Consider the following 16,453-nt stretch of genomic DNA (forward strand, 5'->3'; position numbering starts at 1 on the left):
TACGTGCGAAATTTGTCTGGGCCCGTCATGCCGCATTGAGAGGCGTCAGATTGTCGATGTGACGACGCCTGACCCGTGCGGGACATGCGACCCCAGCAATCCGCCCCGCAACGCAAAGCGTTGATAAAGCGAAATTGCGTTCCGGTCAAGGCCGTGACAAGCCTTGATAATGGGAGGAAATGGCGCGTTCGTGCCGGTCGCACGTTAGAATTATTGCGCTGACCACACCACGTTCAACGGAGGGAATAAGGTGGATCTCTACGAGTACCAGGCCCGGCAGATGTTCAAGGAGCGCGGCGTGCCCGTGCTCGACTACCGCCTGGCGTCAACCCCCGACGAGGCGCGCGAGGGCGCGCGTGAACTCCTGGCTGAGGGGGCCTCGCTGCTGGTCGTCAAGGCTCAGGTGAAGACGGGCGGCCGCGGCAAGGCCGGCGGCGTCAAGCTCGCCCACACCGCCGACGAGGCCTACGAGAAGGCTCAGGCGATCCTCGGTCTTAACATCAAGGGCCACATCGTCAAGAAGGTCATGATCGCGTCCGGCGCGGACATCGCCGCCGAATACTACTTCTCGATCCTGCTGGACCGCTCGAACCGCCGCCACCTGGCGATGTGCTCGCGTGAGGGCGGTATGGACATTGAGACCCTCGCGAAGGAACGCCCCGAGGCCCTGGCCCGCGTCCCCCTGGACCCGGTCGTCGGCATCGACGCCGAGGTGGCCCGCCACATCGCCAAGGAAGCGGGCTTCGACGAGGAGACCGCCGAGGCGATCGCCCCCGTCCTCGAGACCCTGTGGACTGTCTATCGCGACGAGGATGCGACGCTGGTCGAGGTTAACCCGCTGGTCTCCAGCCCCGACGGTTCCGTGTGGGCGGTCGACGGCAAGGTGACCCTTGACGACAACGCGCGCTTCCGTCACTCCGGCCACGCCGAGCTGGTGGACGTGGCCGCGCAGGATCCGCGCGAGGCCGCCGCGAAGGAGGCCGGGCTCAACTACGTGCGCCTGGAGGGCCAGGTTGGCATCATCGGTAACGGCGCGGGCCTGGTCATGTCGACTCTCGACGTGGTCGCGATGGCCGGCGAGGAGTTCGGCGGCATGAAGCCCGCGAACTTCCTGGACATCGGCGGCGGCGCCTCGGCCGAGGTCATGGCGAAGGGCCTGGACATCATCCTCGGCGATGAGCAGGTTCGCTCCGTGTTCGTCAACGTCTTCGGCGGCATTACCGCCTGCGACCAGGTTGCCCGCGGTATTGTCGGCGCGCTCGAGACGCTGGGCGACGCGGCTTCGAAGCCTCTGGTCGTGCGCCTCGATGGCAACAAGGTCGAGGAGGGCCGCGCGATCCTCGAGCAGGCCGCGCACCCGCTCGTCCACATGGAAGAAACGATGGACGGGGCAGCCAGGCGCGCAGCAGAGCTCGCAGCCCAGGCGCCGTCGAAGTAACGACCCGAGAACCGCAGGAGAACACCCATGACTATCTTCGTCAACTCTGAGACCCGGGTCATCGTCCAGGGCATGACCGGCGCTGAGGGCCGCAAGCACACCCAGCGCATGCTGAGCGCCGGCACGGCTATCGTGGGCGGCACGAACCCGCGCAAGGCCGGGACGACCGTCACCTTCGACGTGCAGGGCTACGGCCCGGGCGCCGACAAGGTGACCGACGGCCAGGTTGAGGTCCCCGTCTTCGGCACGGTCGCCGAGGCCCGCGAGGCCACCGGCGCGAATGCTTCCGTCATCTTCGTGCCTCCGGCTTTCGCGAAGGGCGCCGCCCTGGAGGCCATCGAGGCGGGCATCGAGACGATCGTCCTCATCACCGAGGGCATCCCCGTCCAGGACTCGACCATCGTCGTCGAGCGCGCGCTCGCGGCGGGCGTGCGCCTGATCGGCCCGAACTGCCCGGGCATCATCTCGCCCGCGCAGGCGAACCTGGGGATCACCCCGGCGGACATTACGGGCCCGGGCTGCCTCGGCCTCGTCTCGAAGTCGGGCACGCTGACCTATCAGCTCATGTACGAGCTGCGTGACTTCGGTTTCACGACGTGCCTGGGGATCGGCGGCGACCCGGTCGTGGGTACCACCCACATTGACGCGCTGGCGGCCTTCGAGGCGGACCCCGACACTGACCTCGTCATCATGATCGGCGAGATCGGCGGCGACGCCGAGGAGCGCGCTGCCGCGTGGATCCAGGAGAACATGACGAAGCCGGTCGTCGCCTACATCGCGGGCTTCACCGCCCCCGAGGGCAAGACGATGGGCCACGCGGGCGCGATTGTGTCCGGTTCGTCGGGCACGGCCGCCGCGAAGGCGGAGGCGCTCGAGGCCGTGGGCGTGCGCGTGGGACGCACTCCTTCGCAGACGGCGCAGATCGCGCGCGAGATCCTCTCGCGCTAACGTCACAGCACGAATCGGCCCGGGGTCGGCGCGCAGCGTCGCGGCCCCGGGCTGATTCTGTCACCATTGGCGTGTGAGCGAGCGCATCAGAGAAGTACCCAGTGCCCGGCGGACCACGACGACTTACGTTGCTGACCGCGCGACTATCCGCGTTGCTGTCCCCAAGGGGTGGGCGCGCGGCGTCTTGGCCGGTATCGAGGCGGCCTTCGCGGGCTGGGCGATCACGACGGTCCTGACGATGGTTGCCTTCCTGTCGCTGCGTTCGAACACGTGGATGAATGACACGACGCCGCGTGACGCGCTGGGCCTGGGTGGCGACCTGTGGGTCGCGGTGATGGGTGGAACGTCGGCGGCGGGGGGAGTGTCCTACCGGGCTATTCCGACGCTGGTTGGGGCCCTGCTGATTGTTCTCGTGCGGATTCTGCTGCGCACGACGGCCGGTTTTCCCCGGTCGTCGGCGTTGTTCGCGGTTCCGGGTTTCGTGTTGACGTCGTGGTTCTTGTCGGGCACGTCGGGCGCGAGTTCGCAGTGGTGGACGGGCACGATTGGGGCGGTCCTCATTCCGCTGATCGCTTCGGTGTGGTTCGTGGTGTCGAGTTTTTCGCGCGATCATGATGCGCCGACGATGCAGCATTGGATTTCCGGTGGTTTCAAGATGGGTGGCCTGCTTGTGGTGGCGACCGTCGCGGCGTCGTCGGTGGCGGCTGTGGTTGCGCTTGTGGCCGGGTGGGGTCGGGCGAGTGGCATCCAGGAGTTGCTCGGTGCGTCCTCGGGTGTGGACACGGCGTTCATTGTGGGCGTGCAGGTGGCGTTCGCGCCGACGGTTATGGCGTGGGCGGCGGCCTGGTGGTCGGGTGTTGGTTTCATGACGGCGACGGATTCGCTGCATTCGCCGACGGTGGTGGATCCGGGTCCGATTCCGCCGATTCCGCTGTTGGGTATGGTTCCGCAGACGGCGCCGGGTCATTGGGTGGTGCTGGTTCCGATTGCGCTGGGTGTGGGGCTCGGCGTGGTGTCGTCGCGTCTTTTCCGCCGTTCGCACGTGTTGCATCAGAGCGCGCAGGGGGTGTTGGCCTCGTGTGTGTTCGCGTCGGTGGTTGCGCTGTGGATGTGGAGTTCGACGATGAGCTTGGGCTCGGTGCGCCTGGTGTCGATGGGTCCGCGCGTGGGGTGGGCGACGCTCGCCCTCGTGCTCGAGATCGCGCTGCCGGCGCTGATCATCACGCTGGCGACTCATCCGACGACGCTTGCGTTGGTTGGTCGGGGCGCGGGGCGTGTGCGTTCGGAGGGGGAGGCGCTGCGTCGTCGCCATGCTGAGCGTTTGTCCCGTGAGGCTGCCACGGCCTCGTTGATCGATCGGGAGGAGGGCGACTGTGCGTCCGGCGCGGACGAGGCCTGGGCTGAGGCTTCCGCGCCCGCGGCGACGGGGGACACAACTGCGGGCGCCGAGGCCGGGGCGGAGCCGGAGGAGCAGGGTGCCGAGCCCGCGCAGGAGGGCGCGGACGAGGGTGCGGGCGTTGTCGCCGAGGAGGGCGAGGAGCCGGTGAGCGGCCGGGACCAGGGCGGCGCGTGAGTGGTGGCGCGCTGGGTGATCGTGACGCGGTCGACGCCCGCGGGTGGCTGACGCGGGCTGTGGCCTGAACTAGACTGGAGGTGCCGCGACTGGCGAGGGTGGATGACCACCGGGGAGCGGCTGCATGTCCCGCGAGGCGTCGCCCGCCTGGGCGCCTGGGTTTGGCTCTCAACCTGGAGGAACTATGTCCGTTTCGCTGGACAACCTGGAACCCATTGACGTGCGCCCGATTAAGCGGGCCCTGATTTCTGTGTATGACAAGACGGGCTTGGAGGACCTGGCGCGCGCGCTGGGCGAGGCCGGCGTGGAGATTGTGTCCACGGGCTCGACGGCTGCCCGCATCGCGGCCGCCGGCGTGGCCGTCACCCCGGTCGACGACGTGACGGGTTTCCCCGAGGTGCTCGAGGGGCGCGTGAAGACCCTGCATCCCTTCATTCATTCCGGCATCCTGGCCGATCAGCGTAAGGCCGCGCATCGCGAGCAGATTGCGCAGCTGGGGATCCAGGCGTTTGACCTGGTCGTGTGCAACCTGTACCCCTTCCAGGACACGGTCGCGTCGGGCGCTTCTTTCGACGAGTGCGTCGAGCAGATCGACATCGGTGGCCCGTCCATGGTGCGAGCCGCCGCGAAGAATCACCCGTCGGTCGCGGTCGTGACGTCCCCGGAGCGTTACGCGGATGTGGCCGAGGCCGTGGCGGGGGAGGGCTTCACCCTTGAGCAGCGCCGCGCGCTGGCCGCCGAGGCTTTCGCGCACACGGCGACCTACGACTTGGCGATCGCCGGATGGTTCGCCGACGAGCTGGATCTCGAGGACGTGCGCGAGACCCTCGACGAGGCCGCCGAGTCTCACCTGGATGCCTCGGACGCGGCGTTCCTGGAGTCGCTGGGATACCAGGCCGAGGAAGACTACGTGGTGGAGGCTACCGAGGAGGAGGGGCAGGCCTCGGGCATGCCCGTGTTCGTGGCCGACGCGTTCGAGCGCGTGGAGTCGCTGCGCTACGGCGAGAATCCGCATCAGGGCGCGGCCGTGTACCGAGAGATCGACGAGTCCTTCGAGGACGAGGGGGCCGACGACGAGGCCCTGGCCCCGGGCATCGCGAACGCGCGCCAGCTGCACGGTAAGGCCATGAGTTACAACAACTACACGGACGGCGATGCGGCCCTGCGCGCCGCCTACGATCATGAGCGTCCCTGCGTCGCGATCATCAAGCACGCGAATCCCTGCGGTATCGCCGTGGCGGACGATGTGGCCGAGGCCCACCGCCTGGCGCACGCCTGCGACCCCGTGTCGGCCTTCGGCGGCGTCATCGCTGTGAATCGCCCGGTGAGCGTGGAGCTGGCCCGCCAGATTGTCCCGATCTTCACCGAGGTCGTGCTTGCCCCCGATTACGAGGAGGGCGCGCTCGAGGTGCTGAGCGCGAAGAAGAACCTGCGTGTCCTGCAGGTCGAGCCCCCGGTTCGCGGCTCGTACGAGTTCAAGCAGATCAGCGGCGGCCTGCTGGTCCAGGAGCGCGACGATATCGACGCGCCCGGAGACTCGCCGGAGAACTGGACGCTTGCGGCTGGTGCTCCCGCCGACGAGGCGACGCTGGCGGACCTGGAGTTTGCGTGGCGCACGGTGCGTGCGGTGCGTTCGAACGCGATTCTGCTGGTCAAGGATGGCGCCTCGGTGGGCGTGGGCATGGGCCAGGTGAACCGCGTGGACTCGTGCAAGCTGGCGGTTGAGCGTGCGAACACGCTGGGCTCGCGTTCGACGGGTGACGCGGCGGCCTCCACCGTGGACAGCGCGGGTGGCGCTCGCGCGTCCGAGGTGGTGGGAGAGGCTCCTGAGCAGCGTTCCGTCGGCGCGGTTGCCGCGTCGGATGCGTTCTTCCCCTTCGCGGACGGCCTGCAGGTGCTCATCGACGCGGGTGTGAAGGCGGTCGTCCAGCCGGGTGGTTCCGTGCGTGACCAGGAGTCGATTGATGCGGCGAACGCTGCGGGCATCACGATGTACCTGACGGGAACGCGTCACTTCGCGCACTGATCTGTCCCGCTCATGGGCCCCAGGGGGCGGGCGCCGGTGCGGCGCTCGCCCCCTGTGATGTGCTCGGGTGTGCTTGACAGGGGCAGTGATACCGGTGTCTAATTCAATTATTGAATAAAAGGCCGTTGGCCCCGTCGAAAGGCACCGCATGTCCACGCTGACCGTCGCCCCCGCCGCCGCGCGCGAAAACCGCGTCCTCGCCGACCGCCTCGGTGGCACTATCGCCCGCGAATTCGCCCTGGTGGCAGCCGGAACAATCGCCATGATCGTGCTGGCCCGCATCTCGATCCCGCTGCCCTTCACGCCCGTGCCGGTCTCGCTCGGCACGCTCGGTGCCCTCTCGGTCGGCACGACCCTCGGCGCGCGCCGAGGCCTCGTCTCCGTCGCCGCCTACGCTCTCCTCGGCATCGCGGGCGCACCGGTCTTCACCGGCACGAACGTCGGCTGGGCCTTCGCCTCGTTCGGCTACATCCTCGGCTATTTCCTGGTCGCCGCGATCGCCGGCCTGGCCGCCCAGCGCGGCGCCGACCGCCGCGTGCTCACCATGGCACCGACCGCCCTCGCATCCATCTTCTCCGTGTACGTCCTGGGCCTGGCGTGGATGATTCCCTTCGCGCACATGACCATCGAGCAGGGCATCATGAAGGGTTTCGTGCCCTTCATTGTCGGCGACCTGGTCAAGGCCGCCGTCGCCGCCGGGCTTTTCCCCGTGCTGCGCTCCATCCTCCGCTGAGCCGCGCGCTCCAGCGCAACGCGAGTCGGCCTCGTCCCCTCCCGGGGGCGGGGCCGCCCCGTATCCGCGGACAAAAGCGCGGTGACATGCGCTATGGCGCGCGACGGCGCGGGGTGAGCGCGGGTAGCATGGGGAGGGTGAACGCTACTGACATGCATCCCGTCCTCGTCGTCGACTTCGGCGCGCAGTATGCCCAGCTGATCGCACGCCGCGTGCGTGAGGCCAACGTCTACTCCGAGATCGTCCCCCACACCATGAGCGTGGCGGACATGCTCGCCAAGGAGCCCGCCGCCATCATCCTGTCCGGCGGCCCGTCCTCCGTCTACGAGGAGGGTGCCCCCTCCGTCGATCCCGCGATCTTTGAGGCCGGCGTGCCCGTCCTGGGCATCTGCTACGGCTTCCAGACCATGGCGCACGCCCTGGGTGGCACGGTGGGTCGCACGGGCACCCGCGAGTACGGGCACACCGAGGCCACGGTTTCTGCGGGTTCCTGCCTGTTCGACGGCACCCCCGATGAGCAGATCGTGTGGATGAGCCACGGCGATGCCGTCCAGGGCGCGCCCGAGGGCTTCACCGTCACTGCCTCCACCTCCGAGACTCCCGTCGCGGCCTTCGAGTCGCGCGAGCGTCGCCTCTACGGCCTGCAGTGGCACCCCGAGGTGGGCCACTCCCAGTTCGGCCAGGATGCCCTGAAGAACTTCCTGTACAAGGGTGCTGGCCTGGAGCCCACGTGGACAGCCGGGTCCATCGTGGACGAGCAGGTTGCGAAGATCCGTGAGCAGGTCGGCGACGCGCAGGTCATCTGCGCCCTGTCTGGTGGCGTGGACTCCTCCGTGGCCGCGGCCCTCGTGCACAAGGCTGTTGGCGACCAGCTGACCTGTTTCTTCATCGATCATGGCCTGCTGCGTGCGGGCGAGTGCGAGCAGGTGGAGAACGACTACGCGCGCGGCATGGGCATCCGCGTCATCACGTGCGACGAGTCTGAGCGTTTCCTGTCCGCCCTGGCTGGCGTCACCGAGCCCGAGGCGAAGCGTAAGATCATCGGCCGCGAGTTCATCCGCTCCTTCGAGGCTGCCCAGAAGCAGGTCATCGAAGAGGTTGGCGCTGCCGGCGGCGAGGTGAAGTTCCTCGTCCAGGGCACCCTGTACCCCGACGTCGTCGAGTCCGGCGGCGGCGAGGGCGCGGCCAACATTAAGAGCCACCATAATGTGGGTGGCCTGCCCGAGGACATGACCTTCGAGCTGGTCGAGCCCCTGCGCACCCTCTTCAAGGACGAGGTGCGCGCGGTCGGCCGTGAGCTGGGCCTGCCCGACTACCTGGTGAACCGTCAGCCTTTCCCGGGCCCCGGCCTGGGCATTCGCATCATTGGTGAGGTCACGCGCGAGCGCCTGGACATTCTGCGCGCCGCCGACCTGATTGCCCGCGAGGAGCTTACGGCTGCCGGCCTGGATCAGGAGATCTGGCAGTGCCCGGTCGTCCTGCTCGCCGACGTTCGTTCCGTGGGCGTCCAGGGGGATGGCCGCACCTACGGACACCCGATCGTGCTGCGCCCCGTGTCCTCCGAGGACGCGATGACGGCCGACTGGACGCGCCTGCCCTACGACGTCCTGGCCCGCATCTCCACGCGCATCACGAACTCGGTGCCCGAGGTCAACCGCGTCGTCCTCGACGTGACCTCCAAGCCCCCGGCAACCATCGAGTGGGAGTAGAGTAAGTTTCTATTATAAAACTGTTGAAAATACAGCGTTTCGGCATTATGTGGGAGCAAAACACTTTTGAGTGATAGTATTTTGATACTAAAAGTAAGAAAAGTAGGTCTGAAAGGGAGTTGTTGAATTGAGCGAGTTTTGCGAACGATACTTATTGAAATGGCAATAAGGTAGACAAATTGCTTAGAAAGCCTCCCATTATTTAGGTGGGAGGCTTTTGTCGAAATAGTGGGTAAGAAATTTGAAGTTGTGTAGGTGGTGAATATGATATTTCATGAATTTGGTGATAAAAATTTTCCACATATGTTATTGATACATGGCGGAGGTAGTTCCTGGTGGAATTATCTTCGGCAGGCTCAAATGTTATCCGATAAATACCATGTAATTTTGCCAACACTTAATGGTCATGGAGAAGAATATCAAAAAGATTACATTTCAACTGAAGATTCTGCACTGCAAATTATGGATTATGTAAAGAATAATTGTGATGGGAAATTGTTTGCTGTGGGTGGTGTTTCGCTGGGTGGTCAAATTGCAATTGAGTTATTGTCGTTAGATAGTGATGTAGCTCAAAAAGCAATAATAGATGGGAGTATTTGTATTCCTCAACGCAAACTAGCGAGAATTAGCATAGTTATTGTAAAGTTATTTGGAAAACTTATGTTTAGCAAAGTGGCATGCAAAATCCAGTTGAGTTTAATGAAAAAAATGTATCCCAATATGGCTTATCCAGAAGAAATAGAAAATTACTATATGGAGGATATGCCAAGGATTCCCATTAAAACATTAGTTACTATGTACCAAACATATATGGGAAGATATGCACTTAAAAACGCTATTACAGAAAGTAAAGCGCAGGTTTTATATATTTATGGCGAAAAAGAAATGAGTTGCGTTAAGGACTCAGCTAAGCTATTTAAGGAAATGCATCCCAATTGTACACTATATGAAGCTAAAGGTTATAATCATGGGTATCTATCAGCTTATCTACCTTTTGAGTGGATGGCTCTGGTTAATCCATTTTTGGAAAACAATATTTATTAATAAAACCTAAAGCTGGTAGTGTCATAGGGTGTAAGCAATTTTCGTGTAGCGGTGATGCTGTTTGGAGGCTGATCATGGGGTGTCGCCGGGTGCTTGGAGTCGACGATCGTGCGGCGATTATGGCGGGGGTAAATGCGGGTTTGTCCCAGGTGCGTATCGCCCACCTGATTGGGCGTAGCCCCTCGGTGGTGTGCGGTGAGATCGCCCGCCATGCGGGCCCTGATGGGGCGTATCGGGCCGAGAAGCCCGTCCTGTGTGCGGGCGAGAACGAGGACCGGGTGAAACTTGCAGCCATGGTCATCGAAGTTAAAGCGTGCGTGTCAGATCTCCCATGGAGTGGGAGCTGCCTCACTCGCCGTCATCCCAATCTCCTGGGAGCCGCGCGACTCCATTCGTATCCAAGCTGGGGCGATAGGCGCAGCGCTCGAGTCCGTCAAATGTGGGAGTCTCGGGGCGCATGTCGAAGGGGAGGCCGCCGACTTCAATTGACTTGGCGAGGAAGATATTGATCGCGTCCGAGAGGCTAATTCCCCAGCGTGCGTAGACAGCTGCTGCGTCGGCCTTGATCTGCGCGGTCGTGCGAGTCTTCACCTCGGCAGTGCGGGTCATCGTTGGCATAGTCGCTCCTTTCATTGCCTGCATCATAGTCCCTGACTGGTGCTGGGATGGGGCCATTGTGGGGCAGTATGGACTAGTAGTAGCCAGTTTCCCTTTTGATCTGAGGCCAGACTCTGGCCATAATTATGGCTAAGGGTGATAGGAGTAGCATGTCGACACTAACTATGGGACTTGCCGAGGCGAAGAATAACTTTTCGCGGGTGACAGCAGAGGTGAACAGGACGGGGAAGCCTGTCACGATCCTCAAGAACAACAGGCCGTGGGTGGTCATTCAACCGGCGCAGCAGTCTGAGAGCGCTGTCGATGTCGCTGTTGACTTCATGGATGCCTACGCGGACGTGTTTGAAGAGCTCGCGAAGTGAATGCTGTCGCGTTTTCTCAGGATGTGTGGTGTCGGTTTTACGCCTGACCATGCGGAGTTCCTTTCAGCCATGCTCGGGGTAGCTGATGGGTCTATGAGTTATGAGGAACTCGTGGACTGGGTGAGGATCAACGTGGGGTAATCGCCTTCGGGTTTTGTGTTGGTGATTCAGTGGCGAAGTATTCCGTGGAGTAGGGTTTGTCGGCTCTTCATAATTGGGGGTGTAGTTGGGGTTTGAATCCTCCGGTTTCGAGGAGTGCTCGGGTGATGTAGTGGGTGAGGTTTCGGAATCCGAGGGCGGAGCCGCGTAGGTGTTCGAGGCGGCCGTTGATGGCTTCGGTGGGGCCGTTGCTGGTGTGGGGGTGGTCGAAGTAGGCCAGGATGTCTGTGGCTCGGCGTTTGAGTGTCCTGCCCAGCGTGGTGAGCTCGGTCAGGCTCCTCGGTACGCGCGTGGAGGTCAGGGTGTTGATTTCGGCTTCCATCAGGGCCTTACCCACGTCCGTGTCGGGCGCGCGGTAGGCATCAATGATGTTCTGGTAGGCGCTCCAGGTGACCTCGAGGGCGACGTGCTCGTCGCTGGAAAACAGGTCGAGTATCTGGTACTGCTGGCCAAGGGTGAGTAGACAGGATCTGGTGTGCAAGCATCCTGCGGGCCTTGTAGAGGGGGTCCGTGGAGCGCCCGTGCCGGTGGTGGAGTTCTTGCCCGGTGCGCCTTCGGCACTCATCCAAGGCATTGCCGGCCAGGTGCACGACGTGGAAGGGGTCCATGACCGCCCTTGCGCCGGGGAGCTCTTCGGCGGCAGCGCTCTTGAACCCGGTGAATCCATCCATTGCGACGATCTCGATGCGCTCGCGCCACGTATCGGGCTGGGAGGCCAGCCAGGTTTTGAAGACCTTTTTGGAGCGGCCCGGGATCATGTCCAAGAGTCGGGAGGGGCCACTGCGATCTCGGATGGGCGTCAAGTCCAAGATGACGGTGACGTATTTGTTGCCGTATGGGGTGTGGCGCCACACGTGTTCATCCACGCCAATGACGCGCACGCCTTCGAACCGGGTCGGGTCGTTGATCAGTGAGCGCTCTCCTTCGGCCAGGACAGCAGTGTTAGCGGCTCTTCCAGGACACAGCCAGAGCCTGGGAGATGCGCGCCACCGTCAGATGGTGGACGACCAGCCCCGTGAGCGCCCAGCGCACCGCCGCCCGTGAGAGCTTGGCGCGCGGATCGGCCGCTTGACTCATATCCTGACGCCACACGTGAGCACACTTCTTGCACCGGTAGCGGCGCACGCTCACGTGCACAATCGTGGGACGCCACCCGTAAGGCTCGTGCGCCAAGCGCCTGACCACCGTGTCACGAGCCACGCCCTGGCACCCGCAGCGTCGACACCACCGATCCTCACCAACAATGCGGCACGCCAACACTGCACGGTCTGGCCAAATGCGCTGTCCCGTCACTTCCAGGCCCAGGTCATCCAGGCGCGTGAACGCGCTCAGATCAGGGCGATCAAAGATAGTATTGGACATGTCGAGGTCTTTCAGATGGACGGTGTAGGAATCTCCATCATCGAAAGACCTCGACCCCTACCCGGCCACGACACGCCCAACCCCACCCAACACCCCTACACCCTCAAATACGAAGAGCCTAAAAAGTTTCACGAATCCGCCCATTTCGATTTTCGTGAGCATGGGACTCCTTATTAGTCCACCGTTGCGTATTGCCAGACGGAGATGGCCTTGCCTGCCAGCCATATCCCACGCTCAGTGATAGCAGATTCGTCCCAGAGGTCCTTGTCGGTTGCGCCGCCCATCGTCGCGATTCCTTCCGAACAGGCTTTGAGGCCGTCCTTGCTCCCCTTACCCCACTTTTTGGTATTCCAATCGGCATCTCGAATTGAGGAGTTTAGTGAGCTTGTAATAATAGCTAGGTTGCCCAACGTGAGAAGTGCCCTGTCGCGGTTACGAGCCGCTTCACCATCGAGCAATTCCCAGTGGTTGCGCCATTTCTTCGGCATCATATGCTCAAGGCTGTATTGGTTAAAGCCAAGATGGTGCGTGCTGCTAGCACTCGGACGAATAGCGCTCTCGATAAAGTAGAGGATTCCCTTGGTCTGTAGATTTGTCAGCTTTGATTCAGTGAAACCTCTCTTGACCTCCTCGTTATCTGGTATGTAGGTCGTCGCCTCGGAGTTCGCCACCAGAGAATCGACAAGCTCTTTTTCAGTCAGAACTTCGTTCAATATCAGCGAGTTGAAGAGTCTATTGTAGTTCTTCGTCGTTGCGCGGACGACCATCCTTCGCATAATGTAGCTCTCAAGGGTCCGTAGTATCTCTGTCTTCTCGATGGATGAGCGGACGTTCTTCCGCAAGTAGAGGACATAGGGGATCAGGGTGGAGTTCTTCAAGCCGAAGATGAGGACGTTGATGCGCTCCATTCCTGGCATTGCAGGCATAGTCTCACCGCAAGCTTCCGGCCTGAACGTTTCCTCAAATAGCTCTGCATATGGCTTCATTCGTTGAAGAATCAGCTTCTTATTGCCATTACAGTACCTGGTGATGAAATCCTTGTACGATTGGAACAGGTTGCCGGTGCGCGAGTAGGCGATCTTGTCTTCGCTTGATACTGCGAATTCCTTGTCCTGAACGGTGATCTGCAGGAAGGCGTCAAAGAACAGATCGATGAGCGACCTCTTTATACGGCCCGTTACTATCTCCTGGTCCCAATAGTCGCGCTGCTCGTTAGAGGATTCGAACACCTGCTCCCAGTGTGTCTTGTACTCGTCAATGTTCTCCCTGTTGAAGAAGTGGTTCTTGAGGAGCTCTGCAGTTGTAAGGCGCACGCCCAGCGAGTTGATCGTATCGAATATCTGCTGTTCGTCCTCATCTTCGGTCAAGTCGATACAGACGAACTGTACGTTCTGCTTGATTACATTTCTGTTCACTTTTGCGATATCGATGTTCTTTAGGAAGTAGTTGTATCCCTTGATTATGCGCGACTCCTCGTTGTCGATGGGCTCAGCATCTGTTTGTGCTGCGACTTTTTCGAATGCGGCATGGTCGTGCTTGCCGTGCAAAAGTGCGACGTCTCCCGTTTCGAGTACGAAGTCCCTTTGGAAGAGGTCGTTCTTTCCTGTCTTCATACACATAGCCTTGAAGAAAAGGATGGTCGTAGTGAGGCGTTGCTGTCCGTCGATAATTGTGCGGGTGTCGGATATCTCGTCCCAGGTGTTGCCCGATGCGCTTTGCTTGAGGATGATCGAGCCGAGGAAGTACGGGCGGTTGGTGGCCGAAACATACTCCATATCGTTCAAGAAACGCTCCCACTGCTCTTCTCCCCAGACGTATGCACGTTGATAGAACGGGATCTCGAGGAGTCTCGAGCTATTGAAAACTGCGTTTATCAGGGCTTTGCCGGCTTCCATCTGCTGATTCCTTTCCGAAACGTATAAGACTTCGCTACACGCTTGCCGTGTGGGACGTAGTGCGGACGTTGGCTTGGTCTGGTTTTGTGGACCGGGTGTTTTGAGGGTTGTTGGTTGTTATTGGTGGTGTTGTGCCCATTGGCGTGCGTATTGGTTGGGTGAGAGCCAGCCTAGCGCGCTGTGGGGGTGTTCTTCATTGTAGCGCTGGGACCAGGCGCCAATCAGGGCGCGCGCGTGGTTGAGATCCTCGAACATGTTGTCCTCGAGGAGTTCGTCGCGCATGCGGTTGTGTAAGGACTCCACGAATCCGTTATGCCAGGGTTGGCCCGGTGGGATGAACGCTTGGAGCGTGTCATGCTCGCTGGCCCAGCGCCCCAAGGCTCCGGCGATGAATTCAGGCCCGTTATCGGCCCTTAGCACCTGGGGTGCCCCATGTGCCAGGACAGCCAGGTCAAGCATTTCGATCACGTCGGCGGCTCCCATGCGCCGCTCGACGCGGAAAGCCAGGTGCTGGCGCGTGAACTCATCAATGACGTTACAGACCTTGAAGACACGCCCCTTCCAATCCGAATCAAACTGGAAATCAATGGCCCACACCTGCCCAGGAGCGCTAGCCTCAACCAGGCGCTGTAGGCGCGGCGCAGTGCGGGGCTTGTGGGCTTTGCGCGCTCGCACGCGAAGCCCCTCGGTGCGCCACAAGCGCCGGAACGTATCACGCCCTATGACAATGCCCTCGCTCTTGGCCCGCGCCCAGGCGCGTTTATAGCCCCAGCGTCGATGCGTGGCGGCAAAATCGTTCATCCACTGGCGCACAGGCCCATGATCACGCAGCGTTTTCGCCCCGCCCGCCGCGCGGGTGCGGCAATACGCTGACCGGGACAGCCCGGCAACGCGCCCGTGCAAGGCGCTGAGAAAACCCCTGACCAACCAGGTAGCTGACAGCCTCGTGCCGGCGCGCCGGGCCTAGAAGTGTCCCTCGCCAACTCTCGCAACGCTGCCTTCTCCAGCTCGGCTTGGCCCAACAACTGTTTGAGGCGCGCGTTTTGCTCGCGCAACTCACGCAGTTCCTTGGCCTCACTACGACTCATCGACCCATAACGCTGACGCCACCGACACAACGTCGCCTCGCCGATACCCAGCACGCGGCAGGCCTGGGCCGCACTCATGCCCTCACCTCCCAGCGCCTCGACCTTCTCCAGCTTCACGACAATCTGCTCAGGCGCATGCTTCGAGAACTTCCTCATGATCATCTGTTCTGCCCGCCCTAAGGCGGCCAGGACTACTTAGGATAGCCCTCTCAAAACAAATGGTCCGAAAAACTCAGCCCCTCCAGTGATACCAGGCGGACGTAGTGACACGAGGTGTAATGAGACGGACGAATTCTCGGGTTCTTAACTATCGAGTGGGAGTGACGCTAATACTGAGCTGAGCGCGCAGACTGATGCCCCGGCCTCGTCCCCGATTCGTGGGAGGAGGACGGGGTTCGTTCGTCCCCGCGTCGGAAGTGAAGCCTCGTGTGGAGTAGGGTTTGTCGTAGCGAAGCGGCAGCCCTGGATCAAGGAGGATGACACGTGGATCTGCTCGAATACATGCGCTCGCAGGACACTATCACGCAGGAGGAATGGGAATGTACCTTCGAGAAGGATGCTCGGGAAATTCTTGTTCTGCTCGCTGGTGGTGCAGGTGCCGGCAAGAGGAACGGATTCTGGGACGTCTCGCACTACTTCATTGCGTATGTGGACTGCCAGACCGGCGCACTGCACACAGGTGACGGCCGGATTGTCTATCCCGTCAGCGACGAGGAACATGATGCCGGAGGAATCCTCGAGCACTTCCGTCGGGAAGCGGTATACCGCCTCAAGGCGCGCAAGAAGATTCCGCACGAGGTCCCCGAGGGCGTGACCGCCTCCTGGCGCAACCAGTTCCTGATCGTCGAGGTCCTGGAAGAAAATGCCTCGTGCCCCGCCTTGGAAGAGGTGCTGGCCGACTATCGCAGGCCGGTCGTGGTGACCGACGAGGTACTCGGAGAACTCACCCTCGACAAGGACCTCGACATGTTCGAAGGGGAGGTCCTGTGGCGCGGCGAGCAGATCTGCGTGTCGCTCGAGGTTGATGCGGCGGACGAGGACACCTGGGCCGATGCCAGGCGGGCGATGACGGTGATGCTGGCGGAGCAGGATCGCTGGGATCGCGACATGCGCGCGAGCGCCGCACGTGAGCTCACCGAACTCGCGTGCGAATGGCGTGAGTCCGCTGACGAGGAGGTCCCCGAGATTACGGAAGAGAGCTTTGCTCGGCGGATCGAGCTGCGCAGCATCGCGATGGACGCCGACGGTTCATTTTCAGCCTATTTCGACGATGATGACATGTTCTTCGGGCACTGTGTCACCGCGTACGGAACTCTGACGGACGGGGTGACCGCGGCGAACATGGAGGGATAGGCGTCCTACGCGTTGGTCGGAACGGTGCTGTCCACTCGACGCAGGAGCATGTAGAGCCTGATCGAGGAAACCAGGTCCGCGATCAGAATGGCATGCCCTTGCTTGTACTTCTTCGCCGTTTCAGGGGAGATCAGTTGCTCGTCGC

At 61.8% G+C, this 16,453-nt stretch carries 13 protein-coding genes, 1 pseudogene and 1 riboswitch; of the genes and pseudogenes, 9 read left to right on the forward strand and 5 right to left on the reverse strand.

Annotation, left to right across the window (positions count from 1 at the left end):
- Positions 1-250: 250 nt before the first annotated feature.
- The 7 genes from sucC to QU663_RS02410 all read left to right on the forward strand — a co-directional run bounded on the left by sucC (position 251) and on the right by QU663_RS02410 (position 9,471).
- On the forward strand, positions 251-1,438 hold the full coding sequence (gene sucC / locus QU663_RS02380; RefSeq protein WP_021611368.1) for an ADP-forming succinate--CoA ligase subunit beta: 1,188 nt from the start codon (positions 251-253) through the stop codon (positions 1,436-1,438).
- Between the two features lie 27 nt (positions 1,439-1,465).
- The gene (sucD, locus tag QU663_RS02385; protein ID WP_021611367.1) at positions 1,466-2,386 is read left to right on the forward strand and encodes a succinate--CoA ligase subunit alpha; all 921 of its coding nucleotides are present in this window, start codon (positions 1,466-1,468) and stop codon (positions 2,384-2,386) included.
- A gap of 238 nt (positions 2,387-2,624) precedes the next feature.
- The gene (locus tag QU663_RS02390; protein ID WP_232210916.1) at positions 2,625-3,959 is read left to right on the forward strand and encodes a DUF6350 family protein; all 1,335 of its coding nucleotides are present in this window, start codon (positions 2,625-2,627) and stop codon (positions 3,957-3,959) included.
- Positions 3,960-4,034: 75 nt separating this feature from the next.
- Positions 4,035-4,119, forward strand: a riboswitch (ZMP/ZTP riboswitch).
- 24 nt (positions 4,120-4,143) lie between these two features.
- On the forward strand, positions 4,144-5,985 hold the full coding sequence (gene purH / locus QU663_RS02395) for a bifunctional phosphoribosylaminoimidazolecarboxamide formyltransferase/IMP cyclohydrolase (protein ID WP_021611365.1): 1,842 nt from the start codon (positions 4,144-4,146) through the stop codon (positions 5,983-5,985).
- A 148-nt stretch (positions 5,986-6,133) separates the two neighbouring features.
- Positions 6,134-6,718 carry a biotin transporter BioY gene (locus QU663_RS02400; RefSeq protein WP_021611364.1) on the forward strand — a complete coding sequence of 195 codons (585 nt, stop codon included), beginning with the start codon at positions 6,134-6,136 and terminating at the stop codon, positions 6,716-6,718.
- Between the two features lie 152 nt (positions 6,719-6,870).
- A complete protein-coding gene (guaA, locus tag QU663_RS02405; protein ID WP_156912129.1) occupies positions 6,871-8,427 on the forward strand; it encodes a glutamine-hydrolyzing GMP synthase in 1,557 nt (518 codons plus the stop codon).
- A 264-nt stretch (positions 8,428-8,691) separates the two neighbouring features.
- Positions 8,692-9,471, forward strand: coding sequence for an alpha/beta fold hydrolase (locus tag QU663_RS02410; RefSeq protein WP_304990658.1), 780 nt, complete (start codon positions 8,692-8,694; stop codon positions 9,469-9,471).
- Positions 9,472-9,819: 348 nt separating this feature from the next.
- Here QU663_RS02410 and QU663_RS02415 read toward each other — a convergent pair whose 3' ends face one another.
- Positions 9,820-10,089 (reverse strand): type II toxin-antitoxin system RelB/DinJ family antitoxin, encoded by a 270-nt coding sequence (locus QU663_RS02415; RefSeq protein ID WP_034480740.1) that lies wholly within the window; start codon positions 10,087-10,089, stop codon positions 9,820-9,822.
- Positions 10,090-10,238: 149 nt separating this feature from the next.
- On the opposite strand from QU663_RS02415, the gene QU663_RS02420 reads away from it, so the two are divergent.
- Positions 10,239-10,451 (forward strand): type II toxin-antitoxin system Phd/YefM family antitoxin, encoded by a 213-nt coding sequence (locus QU663_RS02420; RefSeq protein WP_003793591.1) that lies wholly within the window; start codon positions 10,239-10,241, stop codon positions 10,449-10,451.
- Positions 10,452-10,659: 208 nt separating this feature from the next.
- Here QU663_RS02420 and QU663_RS02425 read toward each other — a convergent pair.
- The 4 genes and pseudogenes from QU663_RS02425 to QU663_RS02440 all read right to left on the reverse strand — a co-directional run bounded on the left by QU663_RS02425 (position 10,660) and on the right by QU663_RS02440 (position 15,117).
- Positions 10,660-11,972: pseudogene (locus QU663_RS02425) on the reverse strand (ISL3 family transposase).
- Positions 11,973-12,145: 173 nt separating this feature from the next.
- Complete coding sequence (locus QU663_RS02430) at positions 12,146-13,867, reverse strand: DUF262 domain-containing protein (protein WP_021611355.1); 1,722 nt, start codon at positions 13,865-13,867, stop codon at positions 12,146-12,148.
- Positions 13,868-13,984: 117 nt separating this feature from the next.
- Positions 13,985-14,770: an IS3 family transposase gene (locus QU663_RS02435; RefSeq protein ID WP_304990659.1), complete on the reverse strand. Its 786-nt coding sequence runs from the start codon at positions 14,768-14,770 to the stop codon at positions 13,985-13,987.
- A complete protein-coding gene (locus tag QU663_RS02440) occupies positions 14,665-15,117 on the reverse strand; it encodes a transposase (RefSeq protein ID WP_021611353.1) in 453 nt (150 codons plus the stop codon). Before QU663_RS02440 ends, QU663_RS02435 begins: the two co-directional genes overlap by 106 nt.
- Positions 15,118-15,438: 321 nt before the next feature.
- On the opposite strand from QU663_RS02440, the gene QU663_RS02445 reads away from it, so the two are divergent.
- Positions 15,439-16,308: a DUF2262 domain-containing protein gene (locus tag QU663_RS02445; protein WP_021611352.1), complete on the forward strand. Its 870-nt coding sequence runs from the start codon at positions 15,439-15,441 to the stop codon at positions 16,306-16,308.
- The last annotated feature ends 145 nt before the right edge of the window (positions 16,309-16,453 follow it).

Source organism: Schaalia sp. HMT-172 (genome assembly GCF_030644365.1).
Taxonomy (GTDB): Bacteria; Actinomycetota; Actinomycetes; order Actinomycetales; family Actinomycetaceae; genus Pauljensenia.

What these genes read in the sequence shown, in the direction of transcription:
- sucD (WP_021611367.1), top strand. Translation starts at nt 1,466, where the DNA reads ATGACTATCTTCGTCAACTCTGAGACCCGGGTCATCGTCCAGGGCATG.
- QU663_RS02390 (WP_232210916.1), top strand. Translation starts at nt 2,625, where the DNA reads ATGGTTGCCTTCCTGTCGCTGCGTTCGAACACGTGGATGAATGACACG.
- purH (WP_021611365.1), top strand. Translation starts at nt 4,144, where the DNA reads ATGTCCGTTTCGCTGGACAACCTGGAACCCATTGACGTGCGCCCGATT.
- QU663_RS02400 (WP_021611364.1), top strand. Translation starts at nt 6,134, where the DNA reads ATGTCCACGCTGACCGTCGCCCCCGCCGCCGCGCGCGAAAACCGCGTC.
- guaA (WP_156912129.1), top strand. Translation starts at nt 6,871, where the DNA reads ATGCATCCCGTCCTCGTCGTCGACTTCGGCGCGCAGTATGCCCAGCTG.
- QU663_RS02410 (WP_304990658.1), top strand. Translation starts at nt 8,692, where the DNA reads ATGATATTTCATGAATTTGGTGATAAAAATTTTCCACATATGTTATTG.
- QU663_RS02415 (WP_034480740.1), bottom strand. Translation starts at nt 10,089, where the DNA reads ATGCCAACGATGACCCGCACTGCCGAGGTGAAGACTCGCACGACCGCG.
- QU663_RS02420 (WP_003793591.1), top strand. Translation starts at nt 10,239, where the DNA reads ATGTCGACACTAACTATGGGACTTGCCGAGGCGAAGAATAACTTTTCG.
- QU663_RS02430 (WP_021611355.1), bottom strand. Translation starts at nt 13,867, where the DNA reads ATGGAAGCCGGCAAAGCCCTGATAAACGCAGTTTTCAATAGCTCGAGA.
- QU663_RS02440 (WP_021611353.1), bottom strand. Translation starts at nt 15,117, where the DNA reads ATGATCATGAGGAAGTTCTCGAAGCATGCGCCTGAGCAGATTGTCGTG.